This window comes from Cohnella zeiphila, from assembly GCF_014212055.1.
Taxonomy (GTDB): domain Bacteria; phylum Bacillota; class Bacilli; order Paenibacillales; family Paenibacillaceae; genus Cohnella; species Cohnella zeiphila.
On the sequence record NZ_JACJVO010000038.1, the window covers coordinates 1 to 25059 of the forward strand.

The window sequence follows — 25059 nt, forward strand, 5'->3', positions numbered from 1 at the left end:
CTTATCCTAAAGATCCAATCAAGGCACGGATGATTACAATCGCTAACGTTTCGTATCCGGTTATCAAGGCGCAAGCTTTGAGAAAGAAGTCGGTCCGGTAGTGATGGCGGAGGGGTTCCACGCGTACCCATCCCGAACACGACCGTTAAGCCCTCTAGCGCCAATGGTACTTGGACCGCAGGGTCCTGGGAGAGTAGGACGTTGCCAAGCCGGGTGTTCTATACCCAAGGCAAGACGATGTTGGACCGACGCAGGCCGAGTCCTGTGAGAGTCGAACGCCGCCGGGCCGGCAAACGCCTTTTGCAATGTTCCCTGATAGCTCAGTCGGTAGAGCACTCGACTGTTAATCGAGTTGTCACAGGTTCGAGTCCTGTTCGGGGAGCCATTTTGGAGAGATGTCCGAGTTTGGTCGAAGGAGCACGATTGGAAATCGTGTAGGCGTCACAAGCGTCTCGAGGGTTCGAATCCCTCTCTCTCCGCCAGCTGCGGCCCGTTGGTCAAGCGGTTAAGACACCTCCCTTTCACGGAGGTAACGGGGGTTCGATTCCCCCACGGGTCACCATTTTCTTGCCTTGCGGGTCCGAAATTTTTGAGAAAAAAATGAAATTAGGACTTGCAAAGAGTGCGGCGGATAAGGTATGATATTAAATGTCGCCTCTTGAGGAAAGCTTGTACAATGTCGCGGGGTGGAGCAGTCCGGTAGCTCGTCGGGCTCATAACCCGAAGGCCGCAGGTTCAAATCCTGCCCCCGCAACCAACTGTTTTACCAACGGACTTATGATCCGGATGCAAATGTGGAGCCGTGGTGTAGAGGCCTAACATGCCTGCCTGTCACGCAGGAGAACGCGGGTTCGAATCCCGTCGGCTCCGCCATTCAAGATCACCTTCGGCTCGGTAGCTCAGTTGGTAGAGCAGAGGACTGAAAATCCTCGTGTCGGCGGTTCGATTCCGTCCCGAGCCACCATGATACGGATAATCGAAGTTTGCCGGTGTAGCTCAACTGGTAGAGCAACTGACTTGTAATCAGTAGGTTGGGGGTTCAAGTCCTCTCGCCGGCACCATGCAGGATACCCATGGAGGGTTAGCGAAGTGGCCAAACGCGGGAGACTGTAAATCTCTTCCTTCGGGTTCGGTGGTTCAAATCCATCACCCTCCACCACTTACCTTTGTAGGGGCATAGTTTAAAGGTAGAACAGCGGTCTCCAAAACCGTTAGTGTGGGTTCAATTCCTGCTGCCCCTGCCAAATTGAATAGCGTGGCGGTCGTGGCGAAGGGGTTAACGCACCGGATTGTGGCTCCGGCATTCGTGGGTTCAAGTCCCATCGATCGCCCCATTTATGACAACTGCATATTGGGGATTAGCCAAGCGGTAAGGCAACGGACTTTGACTCCGTCATTCCTAGGTTCGAATCCTAGATCCCCAGCCATTTGTACGCGGAAATAGCTCAGTGGTAGAGCATCTCGTTGCCAACGAGAAGGTCGCGGGTTCGAATCCCGTTTTCCGCTCCATCTTCTTTCTGGCGCCATAGCCAAGTGGTAAGGCAGAGCTCTGCAAAAGCTTTACCCCCAGTTCGAGTCTGGGTGGCGCCTCCAAAATTGCATATGCGCGCCCTTAGCTCAGCTGGATAGAGCGTTAGACTACGAATCTAAAGGCCAGGAGTTCGAATCTCTTAGGGCGCGCCATTTACTTGCTGGTGTGGCGGAATGGCAGACGCGGCGGACTCAAAATCCGCTTCCGGCGACGGAGTGGGGGTTCAAGTCCCTTCACCAGCACCAATTCTGTAAACGAAGCTCCAAGGACCATGTCCTAGGAGCTTTTTTGTGTTTTAGGACGCAGCAGCACGAAAATAACGCAGTCCGATTGGACTGCGTTACATCCAGAAAGACCGTTAGAAAGTCTTTTCAAAATACGTTCGGACTTCCTCCCGATTTTTGAGCTCCAGCTTCTTATAAATACTTTTGCAGTGGCTCTTCACGGTTTCAACGGAGTTGCTTAAACGATCGGCGATGAAGGCGTTCGATCTGCCTTCGATCAGGAGCTTCAATACTTTGGATTCCGACGGGGTAAGTCGTTCGACCGCGCGATTTTGTTCGCCGTAATCGATTGCCGCGTCTCCGCCTTGTTGATACAATTCATCGTGGAATGCCGTCGTTTGCCGAAGCTGCTGACCGTATTTGGTGAACAGAGACTTTACCCGGTCCCATTCATTCAGAAACAGCCGGAAGTATCCCTCCTGTTGGCCGATCTCGAGCGCCTGTCTCAGGTGGTTCACAGCCGAGGGCGTTTCCATTGAACTGTCGTTAAGAAAGGCGAGAAGAAGGTGGATTTCCGCTTTATAATAAAACCGGTATAAGGACTGGCTGTACTGAAGCAACCGTTCGCCGAACGAGATGCCTTTCTCGTACTGTCTCAAATACAGAAATGCCCTCAACAGCGTAAGATACTCGTACATATGGTTGTGGTCCAGAGCTTCGCTTGCGCGATGCCGATGCTCGGTCACCCAGCGGCTGACTTGATCGGGTTCGTTGCTTCCCATGATCAGCCTGATTCGACAAGAATCGAGCAGCTGTCTTCCCACCGGTTCCAATCGGTCTTCCAGCCGAGATTTCGTCTCGTCAAGAAGAAGCTGTGCGGTGGAATGCATTCCTTGCTGCTGCTTCATCTGAACCATCGTCAGCGTCGTCGGCAGCAGCAGTCCGATATCCAACAGGTCGAGACCGATTCTCCGGCCTTTGACCAAGCATTTCTCGGCCACGGCCAGCTGATTCCGTTCATAATAGCACTCGCCGAGCAAAGCCTGGAAATAGCCGTATCCCCGATTGTCTCCTCTCCAATTCTCCTCCGCATATTCGCACATAGCGATCGATTGATCGAGCGTGCCCCAATGTCCAAAGGCGCTTTTGAAAAGAGAACTCACGGGCTTGTTGATCGAACTGGTGTGGCAATAAATGAGACCGCGGCCGTTCAAGCGGGATTCCGTCTCCTGCATGAACGCGGCTCCCTTCTCCTTGTCATGGCGGAGAAAGTAAATGATGGAATGGAACGAGGCGATATACCCTCGGACATCTTCTCCGGTTAGCGCAAACACGTACTTTTGTTCGTCCTGCATTTCCGATTCGATCTGAAGAAGAACGGTTTCGGCCGAGGAAATTCGCTGATCGGAAATGAGGAACCATGCATACAAGATGGCAATCGAAGGGCGCTGGATCAATTCCTTTCTCGGGAATGCATCCAACGTTCGAAGGACCTTATGATTCGCAATGGAAAAGAGGGCCGGGATGTCGACCAGGACGGCCTGCTCGGCACGTTCATAATCGGAACAGTTCAACCAGAGTTGGACCGCTTCTAGGATATGACCTTTTCGCTCCAGCCACTCGCCATATCTTTCATTAAGCGCATGATACTGCTCTTTATCGGTTTGTCGAAGACGGTTGCGCAAAAATTTGGAAAACAGGGGGTGGTACCGGTAGCATCCATGTGCGTCTTGAGTCAGAAACAGTTGGCCTTCCAGAAGCCTTTCCGTTTTCTCGATATGACGAGGGTCGCGAGTCAAGGTATGCCCCAGATCATCATCAAAGCATTCGGGTATCGACGTTTGGAGCATAAATTGCTGCAATTCCGGCGGCTGCCGCAAAAAGACGCGGTGCAAAAACAAATCATGCACCTCGGATTCAAGCGAACGGAGAGCTGCGGATGGGCTCATGAGACGCGCTTTGCTCCCGTCAACGCAGGAAACATAGCTTTGCACGGCCGGTAACCACCCTTCGGTGCATTGGTCCAACTTTTCGGCGATTTCATCGTCCAGAACGATTCCGGCTTGGTCTTTCGCGAATTGCACCAATTCGGATAGGTCCAGCCTCAGATGCTCCTGCGTAAGGGAAAGCAGTTTCGAATGGGGAATACGATCATCCGTTTGGAAAGGCATTTTGTCCCGGCCGGCGATGTAGAACCGAACGTTCGCGTTCGTACGCAGGAGCAAATCCGTCAACGTGTCGTGAACGTCCCGATTGAGAATCGCCTCATACTGATCGAAAAAAAGATGAGTTTCATTCCCGCTGTTGAGAAGTTCCGCGATTGATTCGAGAGGAGGTTTGTCCGGTCTTCTTTCATGGGAAGGGAGAGCGGCGTTCAAGCGGTTGAGAAAATGACGGGGGTCGTTGTCCGCATCCTCCAGTGTAAGCCAAACGGTGCGGTTATCGGAAGCTAACGAGCTTGCCCGAATTTTCATCAAGGAGGTTTTGCCGTACCCTGTCGGAGCGATGAGCAAAACCAAGGGCCGGTGAGACTCGCGTTTCAACAGCTCTATGCATCGGGACCGATAAGTCAGAGCATGATTCGGATTTTCAAGCTTTTGCGGCTTGCGCATTCTCCAGGTTCCCCCACTTTAAATCTGTTATATTTTTCTATTATATCACGGGAAACCATGAGGAGGATCGGCGAAAAATCACTCTTCGCGGGGGATGGCCGATCTCCTCCATCGGCGATAAGATTAGGTTTGCGAGCCTGTATCATGCACCCTGGTTCGACCAATGGAGAGGATGGAAGGTCGTATGTTGAGGAAATGGATATTATCTGTCATTCTGCTTATTGTTGCGGTTCAGCCGCTTGCCATGTCCGTTCGAATAGGGGAGGTCCACGCGGCGGGGATGAGCGGTTCCGGAACGGAAAGCGACCCGTACATCGTTATGACTCCCGATGACTTGTCCGCGATTCGCGACAATCTGTCGGCTTATTACCGTTTGGGGGCGGATATCGAACTGAAAGATTATGACACCGGGGACGATGGCGGCTGGCTGCCGATCGGTCCGAATACCCCTAATTTTACGGGGACGTTGGACGGGGATGGCCACGCGATCCGGAATTTGCGGATCAACCGTCCGGGGGAGCTGAAGCAGGGCCTCTTTGGCATTTTATTCGGCACGGTAAAAAATCTTCGGATGATCGGTGCGAACGTGACCGGTTTTCAATACGTCGGGATTCTGGCCGGCTCCATTGCAGGAAACGTCCAGGACGTTTATGTCGCCGGCAATGTCAACGGACATACATATGTTGGCGGTTTGGCGGGTTTTAACACAGGCACGATTCAGGGCGCTTTTGCGAACGTCAAGGCAGTGGGGGATGTCAACAGCGCAGCTATCGGCGGCTTGGTAGGAGAGCTTAGCACGGGAACGATCCGAAATTCGGCCGCGAGCGGAAGCGCTACGGGTCAGAAGAGGATCGGCGGCTTGGTAGGCGAGCAGTACGGAACGATTCAAAATAGTTATGCAGACGTCAGCGTCAAGGGAGATCAAGACGTCGGCGGCTTGGTCGGACAAGTCATCGGCAGTGCCGCCCAAATCGATAGCTCCTACTCGGCGGGGACCGTAACGGGCACTACTAGCGACTACGGCGGCTTGGTTGGAGGGATCGGCTCCTTTTCCCCGACGGTGACCAACTCCTTCTGGGATATGGATGCCTCCGGGCAACCCGCCAGCGCGGCCGGGTCGGGAAGAACGAATGCCGAGATGAAGTCGGAGGCTGCCTATCCCGGGTATGATTTCGCCTCCACTTGGGGAATTCGCGAAGGGGAATCGTATCCGTATTTGCTGGCTCCCAAGCCGGTACTTCAAGTCAAACCGCTCTCGGCGACCGTCTACGATCTTACCCCGGGCCATGACGAGTTCACGATAACGGGAACGGTGAGAGACGGCAGCGTCGGGGAGCAGGTTGCAACAGCGTACGACTTGAAGGACGCCTCAAGCGCTACGGTAGGGAACGATGAGTCTCATTTGATTGCGGACGGCAGCGATCAAACGTTCAGCTTTACGGTTCCTTTGGCAGATCTCGATAACGGTACATATACGTTGACGGTATCGGCGCAGGACACGTATAACCCGGTCGTTGAAGCGGTTCCGTTCACGTTCAGCGTGAACGCCGACGTCGATCCTCCTACGGTCGAATTCGAGACGGACGGAAGCGAAAGCTGGTCTGCGTCGGCTGCGACGAAAGTGACGGTGAATGACGCGGGAAGCGGAGTGGACGCTTCGACATTGCAGTACGTTTGGACGAACGATGCCGCGGAGCCGGATGGGGGAGCGGACTGGGCTTTGTTCGCCAGCGGAGATACGCTGACGAAGAGCGGAGCGGAAGGAGACTGGTATTTGCATGTGAAGGCGGCGGACCGCTTTGGCAATTTGGCGACCGCGGTGTCGCAGCGATTCCGCTTGGATTCTTCGATCGCCTCGCTAAGCGGATTGACTTTGTCCCAAGGGACGTTAACGCCAGCGTTCGCGAGCGGGATCTACCGCTATGAGGCCTCTGTGGGATACGGCACTGATGCGCTGACCGTCAAGCCGATGGCTGCGGCTTCCGGAGATACGGTGACAGTGAGCGTGAACGGAGGATCTCCGCTGCCCGTGGCGAGCAACGCGGAGAGCGGGCAGCTGGCGCTTAACGTGGGGGAGAATCATATCGAGTTAACCGTTGCCGCTCTTAACGGATCGAAACAAACCTATACGATTGCGGTAACCCGAGCGGCCCCGAGCGGCACGGTTCCGATCGTTCCCGTCCCCCCGGTCTCGCAAGTCGCCGCCAATCCTTCCGGCGGCGTGACGCTTACCGTGGATTCGTCCGGCATCCGGAAAGAAACGCAGCAGGACGGCACCATTATCGAGACGGTCGAATTCGACGAGAAAACGCTGGAACTGGCGCTTGACCTCTGGAAAAACGCCCAAACTCCGATTCTCACCATCGTCGTGAACGATACCGAGGCTGCCGTACAAGTGACGCTTCCCGCCGCCTGGATCGCCTCTGCCGCTGCCGCCGTTCCGAACGGCATCGTGGAGATGGAATTGAACGGCTCCAGCTTTCAGCTGAGCATTCAAGCGATTGGCCTGGATGAAGTTGCGAAGCGGCTGGGCGTCGAGCTGAAGGATCTTGCTTTAAACGTCAGCACGGAGAGGGTCGGCGGGCAGAAGAAAGCCGAGCTGAACCAGGCAGCCTCCGTCCAAGGCGCCAAAATCGTCGGAGACGCCGTGGATTACAAGGTGACCGTCTCGACAACGAGCAGTCAAGAAGCGGAAATCCGCGAATTCGGAGGAACCTACATGGCCCGGGCGATTGTCGTGGACTCGCTGGATGCGGGCAAAGCGAAGCTCATGACCGCTGCCTATTACGACGAGGCATCGCAGGCGTTCTCGTTTATCCCGGCGGTTTTCGCTGTCCGTTCGGACGGAAAGGCGGAGATGTCGATGAGCGCGCCGCATAACAGCATCTATGCCATCCTGGAGACGGGCGGCGTCAAGTTCGCCGATCTGGACGGCCATTGGGCGAAGAATGACATCGGCTATCTTGCGTCGAAGCTGGTCGTGAACGGAGTGACTTCCGACCGTTTCGCGCCGGATGCGGAGATTACCCGGGCGGAATTTACGGCGTTGCTTGTCCGTGCGATGGGAATGACGACGAATTCGGGCAGCGAACAAACGGCGTTCAGGGACGTAGCGGCGGACGCTTGGTATGCGCCTGCGATTGAGGCGGCGGTGAAAGCGGGGCTGGCTGAAGGAATTATGGCCGATCGTTTCGCGCCGGATGACCGAATCACGAGGGAGCAGCTGGCGGTCATGGTGGCCAAAGCGCTGACAGCCGTCGAAGGATCTTCAAGCGAAGCGGCTATGGAACAGCCAAACTTTGGCGCATTCGCGGACCAAGCCTCCGTTTCCCCTTGGGCAGAAGCTTCCGTTGAGCGAGTAGCGGCTGCGGGCATCATCACCGGCCTTCCCGACGGTTCGTTCGGACCGTCGGCATTCGCCACAAGGGCTCAGGCAACCGTCATGCTCAAACGCTTCCTGCAGCATGCGAAGTTCATCGACTGATCCAATCGCGCTGCCGCAGCCTACGGGGATTGCCGGGAGCGCAATATGAACCCCGGCTTGCGGCAAGACCGCAAGCCGGCAAGGGGGTCGACAACCTGTTCCAACCGCGTCGTCCGGTATTAAAATCCGGCAATCCAGGAATCGGCAGGACGCTCAGGCGAGCGCCGGAACATTTAGACCCGTCTGCGCAAGTCGCGCAAATGCAGCGGACGATCGGCAATCAGGCCGTCAGCCGAATGCTGGATTCGCTGCAGCCCGGGGAGTCGACAGCGAAACAAACGTCAGCGAAGGGAATTATTCAAAGGCAATTGGTGAAGAAGAAAGACGAAGAGGGAAAGTTCATCGATACCCGGGATACGCTGCATGCTCCTCCTCTTTTGTTCAAGGAATTGGCATTTTCCGTTTATGAGGAAACGCTCTCGAATGAGAGGTATCGATATAACGATCAGACTCTGCAATACTTGGCGTCCGGAGGCAAGTACTTCGACCCCTATTATCGGGCGCTCTTCTCCAAAACGGATCGGCAGGACCGTTATGCGGATGCTTCGGGCCAGTTTTATTACTATCAAGGCGGTTATTACTGGCCCGAACAGACTACGGATGGCATGGATTACAGCTTGGGTCATAACCAGTCGAACAACAATAACGCTTATGGATTGTATAACAGCCAGCCGAACTATAATCATGCATACGGATCCTATTTTAGCCAGCCGCGCAACAGCGGATCTAATGAACGCTACGGTCAGCCGAACCGGAACAATTATCATTATCCGGACGATTACAACCATAACAATTTCGACTTTAAGAATTTGGAATTGGGAATAAGCGCGAAGAATCGGTCGGAGCATCCGAGTCCAACGAAGGAACGAGATCGTCCGGGAACGGAGAAGGATCTGAGGATCAACAATCATGATGTGCGATGCAGGCTGGTCAGCACCGAAGGGAGCTATCACGACATTTATGAAATCTTAAGCACGGAACGCATCAGATATAATGTAAAGAACAATTCCAAAATGTTGGTTCGCGTACCGATTAACCTCTCGGAATCTCCTACCTCTATGGGAATGAAGATGTACCGTGAAAATGAGAAAACAATCTCTGTTCCGAGGATTTATAACAATCCGAGATTGGACAACTTGTATCTTGTTGAGCGGATTCCCGACCAATGCGATCCGACCGTTTGGGCCGGCCAGGTTGAAATAGATCAGTTAGGTTCAGCGGAAAAGAGACAAATCGAACAGATTCGGTTTTATCTGAACCAAATTGTAACGAGTTTATGGGCTAGAGGGGGGACAGAACCGATCTCCGATTTCCGTCCCGCCAATATTCGGTTCAGGAATAATGAACAAAGGGAACTTGTGCTTGTCGATTTCTCGGAAGAACAGCAATCTTACGGGAGGAAGGATCCGGGTTTTGCCGCCTTGCTGGAGGAGACGGTCAAGCAATTTGCCGGAGAGAATCTCGAAGCAGGCACCAAGGCAAATCCCCATGTATATAAGTTTTTAACTGAAAATTTTCCGGATGATCTTCTTGCCAAGATGAAAAATTCAAGTTACGCGCTTTACTGAAGTTCGGGCGGGAAAGAGACGTTCGAACAAAAAAAGAAAGCCCGGGGCGGCGCGCGGCTACCCCGGGCTATTGCTGTATCGCAAAAGACTTAGAACGGCGAGGCAGCGTGCAGCGGCTCCCGCATCGCTTCCCGCCAGTTCAAGTAGGCGGTGTACGCTTCCCCGCCGTCGATGAGCGCCTTGCAGGCGTACAGCCCCGCTTCGAGCGAATCTACGCGACCGGCCAGATGAAGCCTGGCGGCGCCGTTCAGCAGAACCTGGTTGGTGTAAGCGAGATCGGCTTCTCCGCGGAGAACGGCTTCGGTAACGGCCAGCTGCTCGCCGGGGGTCCACTGCGTATCCGGCGGCGTCGCTTCGAGACCGTACGATTCCGGATCGTAAATCTGCAGGCGGAACTCTCCGTTCTCCACCAGATAAGTTCGGGTCGGACGGTCGATGAACAGATCTTCCGAGCCTTCCGAGCCCTGGACGATCAGCGCTTTCTCGTAGCCCAGCTTAATCAGCAGGCGCGCCAGCCGGTCGAATACGGTGTTGTGGTAAACGCCGAACACGATAAAAGGGGAAGAGGCCACGTCGAGCAGCTTCTCCGCGCTGTTGAACACCGTCCGCATGCCGAGCTGCTCGCGAATCGGGCGCAGCTCGCCCAACGGGGGGCACCAGCGCTCGGTCGAGGCGTACAGGACGCCCGTATGACGAGCGACGTGCATAGAGCGCTCGCGAGTCAGATCGGCCGGCGCGATGCCGGCAGCCTGAACGATGTCCTGAAGCGTCATTCCCCACTTGGGCGGCAAGGAAGCCGCCCCGTGCAGCACGGCCGGCAAGCCGGCCGAAGCAAGCACGAAGGCGACGGCGAACGTCGCGTAAAAAGACGATTTGCGCCCGTCGTACGGTCCCGCGCAATCGATTCCCCGCGGCAAGTCATCGGAACGAAGCGTGTGCCGGCGGCCGACGCGGACGAACGCTTCAAGTTCCTCGACGCTCTCCAGCTTCACGCGTTCGGCGATCAGGAACGCGCCGATCTGGGCCGGCGTCGCCCGCTGCGTCAGAATCGCTTCCGCCGCTTCCGCGGCTTCCTCGTATACAAGGTCGCGGGCGCCGCGCTTGCCGCGAGCCACTTCTTTGAGCAAATGTATCATCGTTTCGTCCTCCCCAGCTTTTGCTCTTGCAGCAGATTGTAGACGTTCACGATGGAGGCGGCGACGTCCACCATGCGCTTGCGCTCGTTCATCGCTTGCTTGCGCAGGATATCGTAAGCTTCCGCCTCGGAAATATTCTTGATCTCGCATAGAATGCCTTTGGCGATGTCGATCCACTTGCGTTCTTCGATCTTGGAGAGCAACTGCTGGCGCTCCAATTGCCATTGCTGGCGCTCGAAGCACATCTTCGCTCCGAAGTGAAGCGACCAGTGAATCTCGGCGGGCTGCATCGACGAGCTGATAACGCCGTCGGTCATGATGCGGTCCTCGCAGGCCTCCACGGACAAGGTCGCGGTCGTTTCGCTGCACCACCATAGAAGAGGGATCGTTTTCCACTGCAAAAGCTTCGCGCTCCAAGCCCCAATCTCGGGAATGGGCAGATGAAGAATCGCGGCATCCGCCTCCGCGACAAGCTTGCGCGCGCTCTCTTCCGTATCGGCCGTCGTGACGGCATAGCCGCAGGACCGCATGACCGTCTCGGGGAGATGCGTCTTTGAAGCGGTGGCCGCCTTCCGTTCCTTTGCCGTCGCCGGGTTATAAATAACCAACAAAGAGCGCATATCGCTTCTCCTCTCCCGCTCGCGTCTGTTCTAAAACAATGTAGATGTTAAAATATATAACATAAATGCGGAGGGTGTGTCGAGAGCTTTTGATTTCCGTTTATTTAAATGTCATGTATATTGACAAAAAGAAAATTCCATACTATAGTTTTTATAACATCCCGAATACAACGATGTATTCGGAACAAGCGGCAATGAAGCCTGCTTCAGCTTAGCGGAGACGCGTGCGTCTCTGCGAGCTGGGCAGGCTTTTTGAGTTTCCGCTACGATTCGCGAGAGGGGACATGAACATGGCGGAGCCGAGAAAAAAGCTGGTTATGGTCGGCAACGGAATGGCGGGAGTGCGCGCGCTGGAGCATCTGCTGAAGCTGGCGCCGGAAGCTTACGAGATCACGATTTTCGGGGCGGAGCCTCATCCCAACTATAATCGGATCATGCTGTCGTCCGTGCTGGTGGGCGGGGCGGATCTCAAGGAGATCGTTCTTAACGATTGGGACTGGTACGAGGAGAACCGGATCAAGCTGCATGCCGGCCATACCGTTACCCGCATCGATACGAAAAAACGGAAAGTGTATTCGCGCGAGGGAGCCGAGGCGGAATACGACGTGCTTCTGCTGGCGACCGGCTCGCAGCCGTTCATGCTGCCGCTGCCGGGGGCGGACAAGGAAGGCGTCATCGCGTTCCGCGATATCCGCGATTGCGAGATCATGTTGGAAACGTCCCAAACTTACAAGAACGCGGTCGTCATCGGCGGAGGGCTGCTCGGTCTGGAAGCGGCGCGCGGACTTCTGCACCTCGGCATGAACGTTTCGGTCGTCCATATCAACGCCTATTTAATGGAAAGGCAGCTGGACGAAGCGGCTTCGAAGATGCTGCAGGCGGAATTGGAGCGGCAAGGAATGAAGTTCCTGCTGCGCAAGCAGTCGGAGACGATCTACGGCAAAAAGCGGGTCAAAGGCTTGCGGTTCACGGACGGAACGGACGTCGAAGCGGATCTGATCGTCATGGCCGTCGGAATCCGGCCGAACGTCGAGCTGGCCCGGTCGGCCGGGCTGGAAGTGAACCGAGGCATCGTCGTGAACGATTACCTGGAGACGAGCGAGCCGGGCATCTATGCCGTCGGCGAGTGCGCCGAGCATCGGGGCATCGCTTACGGTCTGGTCGCTCCGCTTTACGAGCAAGGCGCGGTTCTGGCCAAACGACTGGCGGGCGTGGAGACGGGCGGCTACGAAGGATCGGTCACTTCGACGAAGCTGAAAGTGTCCGGCGTCGACGTTTTCTCCGCCGGCCGGTACGACGAACCGCCGGGGACGCGCACGCTGCGCTATCAGGACGAGATCGACGGCGTGTACAAGAAGATCGTGCTCAGAGACGATAAGCTGGTCGGCGCGGTGCTGTTCGGAGATACGTCGGACGGGGCTTCTCTTTTCTCCATCATGAAGAAAGGCGAGTCGATCAAAGGACGGGAGAAGGAGCTGCTGCTCGGCTTCTCTGCCGGTGCCGCTCCCGCTTCTCCGACGAGCCGGCTGGAAGCCATGGCGGACGACGAGATCATCTGCGGCTGCAACGGCGTCTCCAAGGCGACGATCGCCGAAGCGATTCAATCGAAAGGATGCTCCACGGTCGGGGAGATCAAAGCTTGCACGAAGGCTTCGGGTTCCTGCGGCGGCTGCAAGCCGCTCGTCGAAGGCCTGCTGAAGATCTACGGAGGCGACGCGGTCGGCGAGCCGGTCAAGGAGGGCATCTGCGGCTGCACGACGCTGAGCCGCGACGAGATCGTCGCCGAGATCAAGCGCATGGAGCTGAAGAACGTCAAGGAAGTGATGAACGTTCTCGGATGGAACAATCCGGAAGGATGCTCGAAGTGCCGTCCTTCCCTGAACTACTACCTGGGCATGCTGTGGCCGACCGAATACAAGGACGAGAAGGAATCCCGCTTCACGAACGAGAGATACCACGCGAACATCCAGAAGGACGGCACGTACTCGGTCGTTCCCCGCATCTACGGCGGCGTCACCTCTCCTTCGGAGCTGAAGAAGATCGCCGAGGTGGCGGAGAAGTTCGACGTCCCGATGGTGAAGTTCACCGGCGGCCAGCGGCTGGACCTGCTCGGCGTCAAGAAAGAAGACCTGCCGAAGATGTGGGAGGAGCTCGACATGCCTTCCGGTCATGCGTACGGCAAAGCGCTCCGGACCGTCAAGACGTGCGTCGGCAACACGTTCTGCCGATTCGGGACCCAGGATTCGATCGGCATGGGCATTCGGCTGGAGAAGGAGTTCGAGAGGCTGAACACGCCGGCGAAGGTGAAGCTGGCCGTCTCCGGCTGCCCCCGCAACTGCGCGGAAGCGACGATCAAGGATTTCGGCGTCGTCGCGATCGACGGCGGATGGGAGCTCCACGTCGGCGGCAACGGCGGCGTTCATGTCCGGGCGACGGACCTGCTGTGCGTCGTGAAGACGGAGGACGAAGTAGTCGAGTGGGGCGGCGCGTTCCTGCAATATTACCGGGAGAACGCGCAGTGGAACGAACGCACTTCGGTCTGGGTGGAGCGCGTCGGTCTCGATTCGATCAAGGCCGCGCTGGAGCAGCAGGAGGAGCGGAAGGCGCTCTACGGCCGCATTCGGACCGCGTTGGATCACACGACCGATCCGTGGAAGCAGATTGCCTCCGATCGCGAGCTGCGCAAAAACTTCGAGACGCTGACGCCGGAACCGGCCGTGCGGAACTGATACGGGAGGAGAAGCGACATGGCGAAAGTGCTGGTTGGAAATATCGCGGATATCGACGTCAAGGGAGCCCGCACGATCCGGCTGGAAGGAACGGAGATCGCGATCTTCCGGCTGTCCGACGGGCAGGTCAAGGCGCTGGAGAACCGCTGCCCGCATAAGAACGGCAAGCTGTCGGAAGGAATGGTCTGCGGCACCGCGGTTCATTGTCCGCTGCACGACTGGAAGATCGACCTGAGAAGCGGCAACGTCTACGAGCCGGACGACGGGTGCGTTGCGACGTTCGAGACGGAAGTGGACGGCGCGAGCGGTTCGATCTACATTACCATCTGAGTTCATTCGGGGGGGCGAGAAGCATGGATTACGTAAAACCGAACGAGATTTTGAAATCGATGGTCGAAGGCGGTACGGCCAAGGCGAGCGCGAGCGCGGGGCAAATGCTCGTTCGCGGTTTTCTGGGCGGGGCGATTCTGGCGTTCGCGACGACGCTTGCGTTCACGGCCGTGTCGCAGACCAAGATCGGCATGGCGGGCGCGATCATTTTCCCGGTCGGCTTCGCGATGATCGTGCTGCTCGGCCTGGAATTGGTCACCGGCAGCTTCGCGCTGATCCCGCTGTCCGTGCTGGCCCGGAGAGCGTCGGTCGGCCGCATGCTCGGCAGCTTCGGCTGGGCGATCGTCGGCCACATTCTCGGCTGTCTCGTCTACGCCGTGCTATACGATCTGACCGTTACGAAGATGGGCTCGGACATGGCCAATCCGTTGGCGCAGACGCTCATCTCCACGGCCGAGGCGAAGACGATCGCCTATAAGAGCATGGGAGCCGAAGGGCTTCTGCTGGTGATCGTCAAAGCGATTCTGTGCAACTGGATGGTGACGCTCGGCGTCGTCATGGCGATGTCGTCGACCTCGACGATCGGCAAGATCGCCGCGATGTGGCTGCCAATTCTGACCTTCTTCGGGCAGGGCTTCGAGCACGCGGTCGTCAACATGTTCGTCATCCCGGCCGGCATGATGCTCGGCGCGAAGGTGAGCGTCGGGGACTGGTGGCTGTGGAACCAAATCCCTGTTCTGGTCGGCAATTTTATCGGAGGCGCGCTGTTCACGGGCGTGATGCTGGCTCTATCGCAGAAAGGGATCAAGCTGCTGCCGGGACGGAATGTTCCCGGAACGCTCGATTCGGCCGTGTCCGCGGAACAAAGCGCATGAGGCCCGCCGCCGTTTATCTGGTCGGAGCCGGTCCGGGAGATCCGGAGCTGATTACGCTGAAGGCGATTCGGCGGCTGAGGGAAGCCGACGTCGTGATGTACGACCGCCTGGCGAGCGAGGAACTGCTGGAATACGCGAAGCCGGGAGCGGAACGGGTGTATTGCGGGAAAAGTCCGGGACGGCATTCGATGCCGCAGCGCGAGATCGAGAAGCGGATGATCGAATACGCGCTGGCCGGACGAACGGTGGTACGGTTGAAGGGCGGGGATCCGTTCGTCTTCGGCAGAGGAGGCGAGGAGGCGCTGGCGCTCGCGGAGCTGGGAATCCCGTATGAGATCGTTCCGGGGGTAACCTCCGCGATCGGCGCGGCCGCCTCCGCCCGCATTCCGCTCACCCATCGGGGCTTAAGCGCCTCCTTCGCCCTCGTGACGGGCAATCGCTGCCACGGGGACACGGCTCCCGTTCGCTGGGACCTTCTGGCGCAGGGCGTCGACACGCTCGTCGTCTACATGGGCGTCTCCCGGCTCGGCGAGATCCGTTCGGAGCTGCTTCGCCACGGCAAGAGTCCCGCGACGCCGGTCGCCCTGATCGAGCGGGGTACGACCGCCGAGCAGCGGGTCATCACCGGCACGCTGGATCATATCCATAAGCTGGCCGAAGCGATGAAGCTGGGCAATCCCGCGCTGATCGTCATCGGAGACGTCGTGCTGGTGCGGGAGCAGCTGCTTCTGCTGGAGGCGGAGGCCAGGCTGCAGATCGGATAATCCCCCGGACGCGCCGAAGTCAATGCCCCTTTTTGCGGATCTGCTTGTGGCGGTCCTCGCCCCATTCCTTGGCTCTGGCGGTGGCGATGGCAATGGCCCGGCCTTCGTCGTAGCCCTCCTCGAGCAGCGCGTTGGCGATCTCGACCGCTTTGTCGCGAATCGGAGCGGTGAAGTTCTGGAGGGACGGCGGATAGTCGTCATGTGTCCATGGCATGAATGATCACCTCTCTTAGGCGGCGGTACCGCCCGTCTTACTTATCAATTCCCCGTTCGGCGATTAACGAAACAGTTCCCATGATTGGAAAAGGAACCGGAGCGCACCGGAAGCGCCCCGGTTTTTTTGGGCGTTCACTCGTTCTCTCCGAGGAAAAGTAACGGCACCAAAGGGAATCCGTGCCTGGTGGCCGACATTTTCGGCGATTGGCGGGAAGAGCTGCTGGTCCGGACGGCCGACAGCTCGGCGATCCGCATCTATCTCGGCACGGAGCTCACCGACCGGAAGCTGTATACGCTCATGCACGACCCGCAGTACCGCGTCGGCGTCGCCTGGCAGAACGTCGCGTACAACCAGCCGTGTTATCCAAGCTTCTACTTCGCGTCCGACCTCGATTGGTCCAAGGTGCCGATTCCTCGTCTTTCATGAAGAGAAATTCGCCGAGCCGGCGAGCAGACCACGCATCGAAAGTGGTATTCTCCGATTTTGACCGGTTTGCACTTTGTTGTTCGAAGCGCAAAAAGCCCTTACGACAAGGCGTCGTACGCATTTCAAAAATATCCGATTGGCTGCAAACGGGCCGCAAGTCATAATTTAGCTGCACGCCGGATAGGCCGGCAAGCAACGAACTGCACGGGAGGTGACCGGATGAAGCTTACGGCCGAGTCGAATTCGAATTCGAGCCATGCCCAAGCGGCGCGCGCCTCCAGGATTCCCGGAGCGCGCCGAACGAATCTATGGGCTCGATTGCGCAAGGATAGATGGGTCTATCTGCTGCTCGCTCCCGGCTTGCTGTACTTCATCATTTTCAAGTACGTGCCCATGTGGGGCATTCTGCTCGCGTTCCAGAACTTCCAGCCGTTCCTCGGCTTCTGGAAAAGCGAATGGATCGGGTTCGAAAACTTCCGCGTCTTCTTCGAAAATCCCGAATTTTGGATGCTGCTGCGCAATACGCTCGTTCTGTCGCTGTACAACCTGCTTTTCTTTTTTCCGGCCCCGATCATCCTTGCCCTCTTGCTGAACGAAGTGAGGCGGGCGTTCTTCAAGAGGACGATCCAGACACTCATTTACGTGCCGCACTTCATCTCGATGGTCATCGTCGCCAGCCTGACTTACGTCTTCCTGACGACGCAAGGAGGAATCGTCAACGCCCTGATCGAACGGTATACCGGGCATACGGTCGATTTCCTCGGCAGTCCCGCGTGGTTCCGCCCGATGATCATCCTGCAGACGATCTGGAAGGAGACGGGATTCGGGACGATCATCTTCCTCGCGGCGCTGGCCGGCGTCGACGTGGAGCAGTACGAAGCGGCGATCATGGACGGAGCCAACAGGTGGCGCCAGATGTGGCACATTACGCTGCCGTCGATCCGCAACACGATCATCATTCTGCTTATTCTCCGGATGGGGGACGTGCTGGACAACGGCTTCGAGCAAATCTATCTGCTGCTCAACCCGCTCAACCGCCAAGTCGCGGAAGTGTTCGATACGTACGTCTACACGATGGGCATCACGCAGGGGGCGTTCAGCTACAGCACGGCGGTAGGCTTGTTCAAAGCGGTGGTCGGCGTCATTCTGGTGGTCGGATCCAACTGGACGGCCAAGCGGTTCGGCCAGTCCGGCATCTATTAGTCCGCGGCGCGGCGAAGAAAGGAGGAGAGTCCATTGAACCATAAGTATCGAAGCTTCGGCAGCACTCTGTTCGACACGGCCAATTATGTTTTCCTCGCCATCGTCGGCGTGGCCGCCGTGCTGCCCTTCCTCTACATCGTCGCCGGCTCGTTCGCCAGCGACGCGGAGCTGACGAAGCGGGCGTTCTTCATCATCCCCCACTCGTTTTCGTTGTCCGCTTACAAATATATTTTCTCCACCGATACCGTCACGCACAGCATCTGGAACTCGCTTTACATTACGGTGGTCGGCACGGCGGTCAACTTGTTCTTCACCGTCACGATGGCGTATGCGCTGTCCAAGCGGGGGGTCGCGGGGCGCAATGCGGTGCTGAACCTGGTCGTCTTCTCGATGCTGTTCGGGGGCGGCCTGATTCCGACGTACCTGGTCGTTCGGGAGCTTCAGCTGCTGGACACGTATTGGGCGCTCATGCTGCCCGGCGCCATCAGCGCATTCAACTTGATCATCGTCAAAAACTTTTTTCAGGAGATTCCGCAGGAATTGGAGGAGGCGGCTCGCATCGACGGATGCGCGGAGATCAGTCTGCTCTGGAAAATCGTGCTGCCGCTGTCGATGCCGGTGCTCGCCACGTTCACGCTTTTTTACGCGGTCGGCCACTGGAACAACTTCTTCTCGGCGCTGCTTTATATCAACGATCCGGTTCGTTGGCCCCTCCAGGTCATGCTCCGGCAGATCGTGCTGCTGTCGCAGATGGCCGCGGGCAGCGCGGACAGCGTCGACTACAACTACGTCAAAGAAGCGGAGCAATCGATCAAGATGGCCGTCATCGTCGTCGGCACGATCCCCATTCTGCTCGTCTATCCGTTCCTTCAGAAGCATTTCGCCAAAGGGGTCTTGATCGGCTCGGTCAAGGGATAACGGATTGCGATCATAGCGTCGCCTTCAAAAAAAGGGAGGAACACGAATGAAACAAACGAAAGCGAAATGGACAGTACTGGGCGCGACGGGCGTGCTGGCTCTCGCGTCGATCGCCGGCTGCGGCGGCAATAACGGGGGCAACAACGCTTCCCCTTCGTCCGGCAGCCCGGCACCGGCCAGCGGGTCCGCTCCGTCATCGTCGTCATCGTCGCCGTCGTCCGCTTCGAACGAGAAGCCGCTCGACCTGTCGATCATGCTTCCGATCTTCAAGACGAACTATCCGAAGGACGACGGCCCCGTCACCAAGGAGATCGACCGGCTGACGAATACGAACATTCATCTTCAATGGGTGCCGAATGCCTCGTACACGGACAAGTTCAACATTACGCTCGCCTCCGGCAAGCTGCCGACGATCATGATGGTGGGCAGCCCCAAGGAACCGAGCTTTGTCAACGCGGCCCGGTCCGGTGCGTTCTGGGATCTGACCGACTACTTTAAGGACTATAAATATTTAAGCCAATCGAATGAAGTCATCCTGAACAACTCTTCGATCGACGGACGCAACTACGGCGTCTACCGCTCGCGTCCCCTGGGGCGCAACGGCATCAACTATCGCAAGGACTGGTTGGAGAAGGTCGGCTTGCAGCCGCCGAAGACGATCGACGACTTCTACAACATGTTGAAAGCGTTTAAGGAGAAGGATCCGGACGGCAACGGCAAGGACGACACGTACGGCATGGTGCTCGTCAAATGGACCGGAGGATGGGCGAGCGGCTTCGATACGATCAAGCTGTGGTTCGGCGCGCCGAACAAATGGGGCGTCGCGGACGGCAAGCTCGTGCCGGAGCATCAGACGCTGGAGTATCTGGAAGCTCTCCAATTCATGAAAAAGCTGTACGACGAGAAGCTGATCAACCAGGACTTCGCGGTGTTCGACAGCGCGAAGTGGAACGATCCGGTCATAAACGGCCAGGCGGGCGTCATCGTCGACGTCACCGATACCGCCGCGCGCATCGACGATAAGATTCATGCGGCGATGGCCCAGGAAGGCAAGGACGATCCGAACGCGCAATACATGGACAACATGATCGGCGTCACCGGGGACGACGGCAAGCTGCACGCGCTTCCAACATCCGGCTTCTCGGGCATGCTGTCCATTCCGAAGTCGACCGTGAAGACCGAAGAAGAAATGAAGCGGGTTCTCTCGTTTATCGATCAATTAAACGATCCGGACATCCAGACGCTGGCCGGCTATGGCATTGAAGGCAAGCATTACACGTTGGACGGGGAAGACGTCGTGCCCAGCAAAGATGCGGCACTGCTGGAGTCCGAGGTTGAGGGATTGAATCAAATGATTCCTTATATCGGGGCCGTAGCCAGCCGAAACGTGAAGCAGACGCCGCTTCGCGCCAAGACGACGCAGATCCAGACGGAAGCCGAGCAGTACGTCGTGCCTAACCCGGCCGAGCCGTTCATCTCTACGGTTTATACGCAGAAGGGGCAGCAGCTCGACGATATCATCAACGACGCCCGCATCAAGTATATCGTCGGGCAGATCGACGAAGCCGGGCTGCAAGCCGCGTTCGAGACGTGGAAAAAATCGGGCGGAGACGATCTCGTGAAGGAAATGAACGAGCTGTACGCCGCCACCCAGAGCAAGTAACGCAGGGAGCAGGGCCGTCCGGCCTACAATCCGGGCGGTCTTTGCTGCGTTTTTCGCGCGCACGCCGCTTTTCCGAACGGGCGAATCTGGTATATGCTGAGATAGAGAAGCGGATCGCTTCGGCAACCTATCCCATATCGGCGGTGAGAGAGCATGCTGGCAACGTTAAGAGCGAGAGCGGCGAGCAGGTTGGAGCGTTCCTCCGCCCGCCTGGGGAGCTTCTACAAGAAGAGCCTCATCATGATCTTTATCGTCTCCGGCATTCCGGGGCTCATCACGGGAGCGCTCGTTTACGAGATTGCAGGCAAGCGTGTGGAGAATGAACTGCTACAGCTTCATTATCGGCAGATCGAGCAGCGGTCCCAGAACATCGACGACCAGCTCGGCAACCTGGAGCTGCTGTTATCCCATTGGGCGTTCGACAGCAAGTTCGGCAGTTCCTTGGAAGGGCTCGATTTCGTCAAGGATTTCGAGACGACGCAGGACTTGACCAAGACGCTGATCGCCATGCAGGGCTCCAACGCGATGGTCAAGGAGGCGGAGCTGTACGTCGGCGGGGAGAAACCGGTGCTGCTCGGCCCGGAATACGACGCGCTGGATTCGGAGACGGCGGCGGACGTATACGAGCCGCTGGTCGAGGGGCGCAGCGAGATGTATTGGACGCAGTGGGCGTTCGATTCCCGACATCCCGGAACGAAAGACCTGGCGCTCGTGCACCGGATTCCCGGCGGAAGCACGCATCCGATCGGCGCTCTCATCTTCCGTTTCAGCCGCGACAAGGTCGCCAACCTTCTTCGCACGATGTCTCCTTACAACGACGGGGAGACGTTCGTGCAGCAGGACAAAGGGGAGTTGTTCGTCTCCGGAGACGGAAGCGCTTACGATACTCCGTTTATCGCGGCGTTAAGGGACAAAGTGGCCGACTTCGGCGCGGCGAAAGGCTCTTTCTTTCTCGATTGGAAGGGAGGGACGTATACGGTGTCGTTCGGCCGTCTGACGCGCATTGCGGACGATTGGGTCTACGTCTCGGCTTCTCCCATCTCGAACATTACGTCCCCGGTCGTGTCCATCTCGAAGGCGATCATCGCCGTCAGTCTCGCCGCGCTGCTGCTGGCCGCCTTGCTGGCCTGGCTGGCCTCTCGCCGCATCTACTCGCCGGTCCGGCGCCTTGTTACGCTGCTCGCGGGACATTCGGGCGGCGGCCGGGAGGACGAGTTCGCGCTCATCGAACGGCAATGGAAGAGTCTCCATCAGATGAGCCTCGAGCTGAACACGAAGCTGGACGAACAGCTGCCGCATATTAAGGAGAGTTTCCTGCACCAGCTGCTCCAAGGTTATTTGTACGCCTATTCGGAATCGGACCTGGTTCGGCGCATGGAGCAGTTCAAGTGGGAGCTGGGAGACCGTCGGCTTATCGTGATCTATGTGCAGCTGATCGGCATGAACGGCGGCGAAGCGCGGTTCCGGGAAGGAGACGAAGGGCTCGTCACGTTCGCGGCCGTCAACATGATCAGTGAATTGGGCAGCCACCGCTTCGAGCAGAGCGACACGATCAACTTCCACGATTTGACGGCGGGGCTGCTCGTCTTCATCCCGAACGGAGAGGATTACGCACGGACGCTGCATGAATTCGGCAACGAGCTGACCCAGTCGATCAACCGGATTCTGAACATGCGGGTGGCGATGGCGTTCAGCCGGCCCGTTCCGCGCATCTCCGACGTGCCCCTCGTTTTCGAGAGGACGAAGCAGGCGGTCGGCTATCGGGATTTCGCGAGCGACAACCAAATCATCGACCTGTCGGACGAACGGGCCGGGAAAGGGGCGGATGCGGAAGTGCCGTATCCGTTCACGCTGGAGCGGGAACTCGTTCAGGCGCTGCGGACGGGGCGCGAAGACGAGGTGCAGCAGCTGCTGGATTCGTTCCTGGCGTCGCTGACCTGCGCCGGAGCGACGGTGTTCGACGTGCAGCAAGGGATGCTGCATCTGCTCGGCAACGTGCAGTACGCGATGATGGTGTCCGGCATCAACCCGGGCCGCTTGTTCAAAGGGGAGAATCTGTACGAGCAATTGTCCCAGATCCACGAACCGAAGCGGATGCTGGCCTGGTTCCGGCGCAAGGTGCTGCTTCCGTTCCAGGCGGAGCTGTCGAACCGCTCGGACGCCCAGATCAAGCGAATGATCGAGCAAGCGATGATTTTTTTGCAGGACCACTATGCGAAGGACATCTCGCTCGACAACTGTGCCGAGCATGTGGGCACGAATCCGTTCTACTTAAGCAAATCGTTTAAGCAGGTAACCGGCAAGAACTTCATCGATTACTTGACGGAGCTGCGGACGGATAAAGCAAAGGAGCTGCTGCGGGAGACGGAGCTGCGAATCAACGACGTCGCCGAGAGCGTCGGGTACCAGCACAGCTATTTCAATCGCATTTTCAAGAAAATGGAGGGCATGACCCCGACCCGCTACCGCGAGCTGAGCAGGCGTTCTTAGGAGCCGCGGCGATCCGCGGGCAACAATGTCCAAAGCGCGAGGAAAAGTGCAAAGCGGCTGACAGGCCTCCGACAAGAAAGTACGATTGCGCGAACTTTTCCGTGCTTCTACAATAAGCTTGGGAGAGGGAGAATCGACATGAACCGAATCTTGATGTGTTACCCCGGCGGGCGTCACAAAGCGCTCACGCTCAGCTATGACGACGGGCGGAGCGCCGACAGGCGGCTCGTCGAGATGTTCAACAGGAACGGACTCAAGGGGACGTTTCACTTGAATGCGGGCCTCCTCGGAGAGGGAGACCGCATCGCGGCGGAGGAAGTTCAGGCGCTGTATGCGGGACACGAGGTATCGGCGCATACGCTGACGCATCCGACGATCGCCCGCTGCCCGAACGAACAGATCGTACACGAAGTGATGGAGGATCGCCGTCTCCTGGAGAAGCTCGTCGGGTATCCCGTGCGCGGCATGTCCTACCCAAACGGCTCCCACAGCCGGCGCATCCGGGATCTGCTGCCGGGGCTCGGCATCGAATACGCCCGGGTCGTGCCGAGCACGGGGCAATTCGGGCTGCCCGAGGACTGGCTGCAGTGGCAGCCGACGTGCCACCACAACCATAACCTGACGGAGCTGGCGGAGACGTTCGTCGGCCTGCACAAAAAGCAATATTTGTACCTCATGTACGTCTGGGGGCACAGCTACGAATTCGACAACGACGGCAACTGGGAGCGAATGGAGCAATTCTGCGCTTTCGCCGGCGGGCGCGACGACGTCTGGTACGCGACGAATCTCGAGATCGTCGAATACGCGGGCGCCTACGAGCGGCTGAAATTTTCGGCTTCGCTGGACTTCGTGTTCAATCCGACGGCGGCAAGCGTCTGGCTGGACGTGAACGGGCAAATCGTCGAAGTGAAGGGCGGAGAACAAAAACGGCTCGGTCAGGCGGAAGGTTAACGTTCCGCCATCTGCATAGAAGGAGGTCATATCGATGCGCCAATCGGAGAAGGAACCTTATCTGGCAGGCAGGATCGACCTGCGGGCCGCCGGTCCGCGCTGCAAAATGCTGCTCGGAGACCTGAACGGCGACGGCCGCATGGAGATCGTCATGGTGCAGCCGGACAACCGCCAGGATGTCCGTTACATTCCCCATCAGACGCAATGCCTGACGGCCTTCGACCTGGAAGGCCGTCTGCTCTGGCAGCTCGGCAGGCCGGGCTCCGGCGCCGGCGGGCCGGGCTCGGATTATCCGGCCCAGATTGCCGACGTCGACGGCGACGGGCGGCTGGAGGTGCTGTGCGTCATGGACGGCCGTCTGCTCGCGTTGGACGGACGGACCGGGCAGGCCAAATGGACCCGCGAGCTTCCGGATCCGCAGGCGCACGATTGCATCGTCGTCGCGAACTTGACGGGGGCGGACGATGCCGGCGACTTGATCCTGAAGGATCGGTACCGGACGCTGTGGGCGCTGGACCGCGAAGGCCGGTTGCTGTGGAAGCACGAGGGCAATCCGGGCCATTTTCCGTGGGTCTACGATTTCGACGGAGACGGGCGGGACGAGGTGATGGCCGGCTACGATCTGCTCGATCACGACGGGCGCCTGCTCTGGAGCTGCCGGGACCTGGACGACCATGCGGACTGCATTTGGGTCGGCGACGTGAACGGGGACGGCAAGCCGGAGCTGGTCATCGGCGGCAGCGTCACGGTCATGTACGATCCGTCAGGGAACGAGCTGTGGCGCTACGAAGGATCGGTCGAATCGCAGCATATCGCGCTCGGCCGGTTCCGGCCCGAGCTGCCGGGGCTGCAGATCGCCGGCTTGGACCGGCTCGTCCGGGAAGACGACGGCAAAGGGCTGAAGGGCAAGGACGCGCTGTTCCTGCTCGACAGCGAAGGGCGCGAGCTGTGGAAAGAAAACCGGACGACCGCCGGCTGGCTGACGATTATCGAGACGCTGCACCGCTGGGAGAAGGGAGCGCCGGACTACATTCTCGCTTTTCGCCGGGGAGGCGGCGTGTTCCCGACGCTGTACGACGGCCATATGGAGGAAGTCGTCCGTTTTCCGCTGGACGGCTATGCCGTTCATGCCGATCTGTGCGGAAGCGGGACGGAGCAGGTGATCGTCTATACGAACGAGGAAGCGGCGGTCTATGCCGGCCGCCCGCTCGACTTGGCGGCTTCGCGTGCAAGCCATCCTTTGACGCAGCCGAAGCGGCTGTCCCATTCGACGCTGTACCCGGGCGGAGAAATTCCGCTTCGATAGAGACAGGCTTAT

The 25059-nt window shown here is 58.0% G+C and carries 17 protein-coding genes, 15 tRNA genes, 1 rRNA gene and 2 pseudogenes; 30 read left to right on the top strand and 5 right to left on the bottom strand.

The window, feature by feature from the left end; all coding sequences use genetic code 11:
* Positions 1-93: 93 nt before the first annotated feature.
* The 16 genes from rrf to H7C18_RS28415 all read left to right on the top strand — a co-directional run bounded on the left by rrf (position 94) and on the right by H7C18_RS28415 (position 1776).
* Positions 94-210, top strand: a 5S ribosomal RNA gene (gene rrf / locus H7C18_RS28340).
* Between the two features lie 99 nt (positions 211-309).
* Positions 310-385 (top strand) — tRNA-Asn (locus tag H7C18_RS28345).
* Between the two features lie 4 nt (positions 386-389).
* Positions 390-482: transfer RNA gene (locus H7C18_RS28350), tRNA-Ser, on the top strand.
* A 5-nt stretch (positions 483-487) separates the two neighbouring features.
* Positions 488-562, top strand: a tRNA-Glu gene (locus tag H7C18_RS28355).
* 118 nt (positions 563-680) lie between these two features.
* A tRNA-Met gene (locus H7C18_RS28360) sits at positions 681-757 on the top strand.
* A 39-nt stretch (positions 758-796) separates the two neighbouring features.
* A tRNA-Asp gene (locus H7C18_RS28365) sits at positions 797-873 on the top strand.
* 15 nt (positions 874-888) lie between these two features.
* Positions 889-964 (top strand) — tRNA-Phe (locus tag H7C18_RS28370).
* A 21-nt stretch (positions 965-985) separates the two neighbouring features.
* Positions 986-1061 (top strand) — tRNA-Thr (locus H7C18_RS28375).
* A 14-nt stretch (positions 1062-1075) separates the two neighbouring features.
* A tRNA-Tyr gene (locus tag H7C18_RS28380) sits at positions 1076-1159 on the top strand.
* A gap of 11 nt (positions 1160-1170) precedes the next feature.
* Positions 1171-1244 (top strand) — tRNA-Trp (locus tag H7C18_RS28385).
* Positions 1245-1258: 14 nt separating this feature from the next.
* Positions 1259-1334, top strand: a tRNA-His gene (locus tag H7C18_RS28390).
* 18 nt (positions 1335-1352) lie between these two features.
* Positions 1353-1427: transfer RNA gene (locus H7C18_RS28395), tRNA-Gln, on the top strand.
* A 7-nt stretch (positions 1428-1434) separates the two neighbouring features.
* Positions 1435-1509, top strand: a tRNA-Gly gene (locus H7C18_RS28400).
* 10 nt (positions 1510-1519) lie between these two features.
* Positions 1520-1593 (top strand) — tRNA-Cys (locus H7C18_RS28405).
* 13 nt (positions 1594-1606) lie between these two features.
* A tRNA-Arg gene (locus tag H7C18_RS28410) sits at positions 1607-1683 on the top strand.
* Between the two features lie 7 nt (positions 1684-1690).
* Positions 1691-1776 (top strand) — tRNA-Leu (locus tag H7C18_RS28415).
* Between the two features lie 113 nt (positions 1777-1889).
* On the opposite strand, the gene H7C18_RS28420 is transcribed toward H7C18_RS28415, so the two are convergent.
* Together H7C18_RS28420 and H7C18_RS36215 are read right to left on the bottom strand one after the other, a co-directional pair.
* Positions 1890-3089: a LuxR C-terminal-related transcriptional regulator gene (locus tag H7C18_RS28420; RefSeq protein ID WP_185132506.1), complete on the bottom strand. Its 1200-nt coding sequence runs from the start codon at positions 3087-3089 to the stop codon at positions 1890-1892.
* Between the two features lie 375 nt (positions 3090-3464).
* A pseudogene (locus H7C18_RS36215) lies at positions 3465-3926 on the bottom strand (winged helix-turn-helix domain-containing protein); the annotation flags it as partial.
* Here H7C18_RS36215 and H7C18_RS28430 point away from each other — a divergent pair.
* From H7C18_RS28430 to H7C18_RS28440, 3 genes are all read left to right on the top strand, one after another.
* Positions 3894-4079, top strand: a complete 186-nt coding sequence (locus H7C18_RS28430) for a hypothetical protein (protein WP_185132508.1) — start codon at positions 3894-3896, stop codon at positions 4077-4079. The pseudogene H7C18_RS36215 and the gene H7C18_RS28430 sit on opposite strands and share 33 nt — an antisense overlap.
* A gap of 568 nt (positions 4080-4647) precedes the next feature.
* Entirely contained in the window at positions 4648-7851 is a 3204-nt protein-coding gene (locus H7C18_RS28435; protein WP_185132509.1) for an S-layer homology domain-containing protein, read from the top strand.
* A 29-nt stretch (positions 7852-7880) separates the two neighbouring features.
* Complete coding sequence (locus H7C18_RS28440) at positions 7881-9419, top strand: hypothetical protein (protein ID WP_185132510.1); 1539 nt, start codon at positions 7881-7883, stop codon at positions 9417-9419.
* 89 nt (positions 9420-9508) lie between these two features.
* Here H7C18_RS28440 and H7C18_RS28445 read toward each other — a convergent pair whose 3' ends face one another.
* Both H7C18_RS28445 and H7C18_RS28450 read right to left on the bottom strand, forming a co-directional pair.
* Positions 9509-10555 carry an anthranilate phosphoribosyltransferase gene (locus H7C18_RS28445; RefSeq protein ID WP_185132511.1) on the bottom strand — a complete coding sequence of 349 codons (1047 nt, stop codon included), beginning with the start codon at positions 10553-10555 and terminating at the stop codon, positions 9509-9511.
* Complete coding sequence (locus H7C18_RS28450) at positions 10552-11175, bottom strand: ANTAR domain-containing response regulator (RefSeq protein WP_185132512.1); 624 nt, start codon at positions 11173-11175, stop codon at positions 10552-10554. The genes H7C18_RS28445 and H7C18_RS28450 overlap by 4 nt, the downstream gene beginning before the upstream one ends.
* A 290-nt stretch (positions 11176-11465) precedes the next feature.
* On the opposite strand from H7C18_RS28450, the gene nirB reads away from it, so the two are divergent.
* From nirB to cobA, 4 genes are read left to right on the top strand one after another with little or no spacing between them, the layout of a single operon-like run.
* Positions 11466-13904: a nitrite reductase large subunit NirB gene (gene nirB, locus H7C18_RS28455; RefSeq protein ID WP_185132513.1), complete on the top strand. Its 2439-nt coding sequence runs from the start codon at positions 11466-11468 to the stop codon at positions 13902-13904.
* Positions 13905-13922: 18 nt separating this feature from the next.
* The gene (nirD, locus tag H7C18_RS28460; protein ID WP_185132514.1) at positions 13923-14234 is read left to right on the top strand and encodes a nitrite reductase small subunit NirD; all 312 of its coding nucleotides are present in this window, start codon (positions 13923-13925) and stop codon (positions 14232-14234) included.
* Between the two features lie 23 nt (positions 14235-14257).
* Complete coding sequence (locus H7C18_RS28465; protein WP_185132515.1) at positions 14258-15109, top strand: formate/nitrite transporter family protein; 852 nt, start codon at positions 14258-14260, stop codon at positions 15107-15109.
* Positions 15106-15873: a uroporphyrinogen-III C-methyltransferase gene (cobA, locus tag H7C18_RS28470; RefSeq protein WP_185132516.1), complete on the top strand. Its 768-nt coding sequence runs from the start codon at positions 15106-15108 to the stop codon at positions 15871-15873. Before H7C18_RS28465 ends, cobA begins: the two co-directional genes overlap by 4 nt.
* 19 nt (positions 15874-15892) lie before the next feature.
* On the opposite strand, the gene H7C18_RS28475 is transcribed toward cobA, so the two are convergent.
* Positions 15893-16087: a DUF2188 domain-containing protein gene (locus tag H7C18_RS28475; RefSeq protein WP_185132517.1), complete on the bottom strand. Its 195-nt coding sequence runs from the start codon at positions 16085-16087 to the stop codon at positions 15893-15895.
* 150 nt (positions 16088-16237) lie between these two features.
* On the opposite strand from H7C18_RS28475, the pseudogene H7C18_RS28480 reads away from it, so the two are divergent.
* The 7 genes and pseudogenes from H7C18_RS28480 to H7C18_RS28510 all read left to right on the top strand — a co-directional run.
* Positions 16238-16516, top strand: a pseudogene (locus H7C18_RS28480) (rhamnogalacturonan lyase family protein); the annotation flags it as partial.
* A 219-nt stretch (positions 16517-16735) separates the two neighbouring features.
* On the top strand, positions 16736-17719 hold the full coding sequence (locus H7C18_RS28485) for an ABC transporter permease (protein WP_185132518.1): 984 nt from the start codon (positions 16736-16738) through the stop codon (positions 17717-17719).
* 33 nt (positions 17720-17752) lie between these two features.
* Positions 17753-18637: a carbohydrate ABC transporter permease gene (locus H7C18_RS28490; RefSeq protein ID WP_185132519.1), complete on the top strand. Its 885-nt coding sequence runs from the start codon at positions 17753-17755 to the stop codon at positions 18635-18637.
* Between the two features lie 46 nt (positions 18638-18683).
* On the top strand, positions 18684-20300 hold the full coding sequence (locus H7C18_RS28495; protein ID WP_185132520.1) for an extracellular solute-binding protein: 1617 nt from the start codon (positions 18684-18686) through the stop codon (positions 20298-20300).
* 153 nt (positions 20301-20453) lie between these two features.
* Positions 20454-22790: a helix-turn-helix transcriptional regulator gene (locus H7C18_RS28500; RefSeq protein WP_185132521.1), complete on the top strand. Its 2337-nt coding sequence runs from the start codon at positions 20454-20456 to the stop codon at positions 22788-22790.
* 138 nt (positions 22791-22928) lie between these two features.
* On the top strand, positions 22929-23741 hold the full coding sequence (locus tag H7C18_RS28505) for a polysaccharide deacetylase family protein (protein WP_185132522.1): 813 nt from the start codon (positions 22929-22931) through the stop codon (positions 23739-23741).
* A 34-nt stretch (positions 23742-23775) separates the two neighbouring features.
* Positions 23776-25047, top strand: a complete 1272-nt coding sequence (locus tag H7C18_RS28510; RefSeq protein ID WP_238358034.1) for an FG-GAP-like repeat-containing protein — start codon at positions 23776-23778, stop codon at positions 25045-25047.
* Positions 25048-25059: the final 12 nt, after the last annotated feature.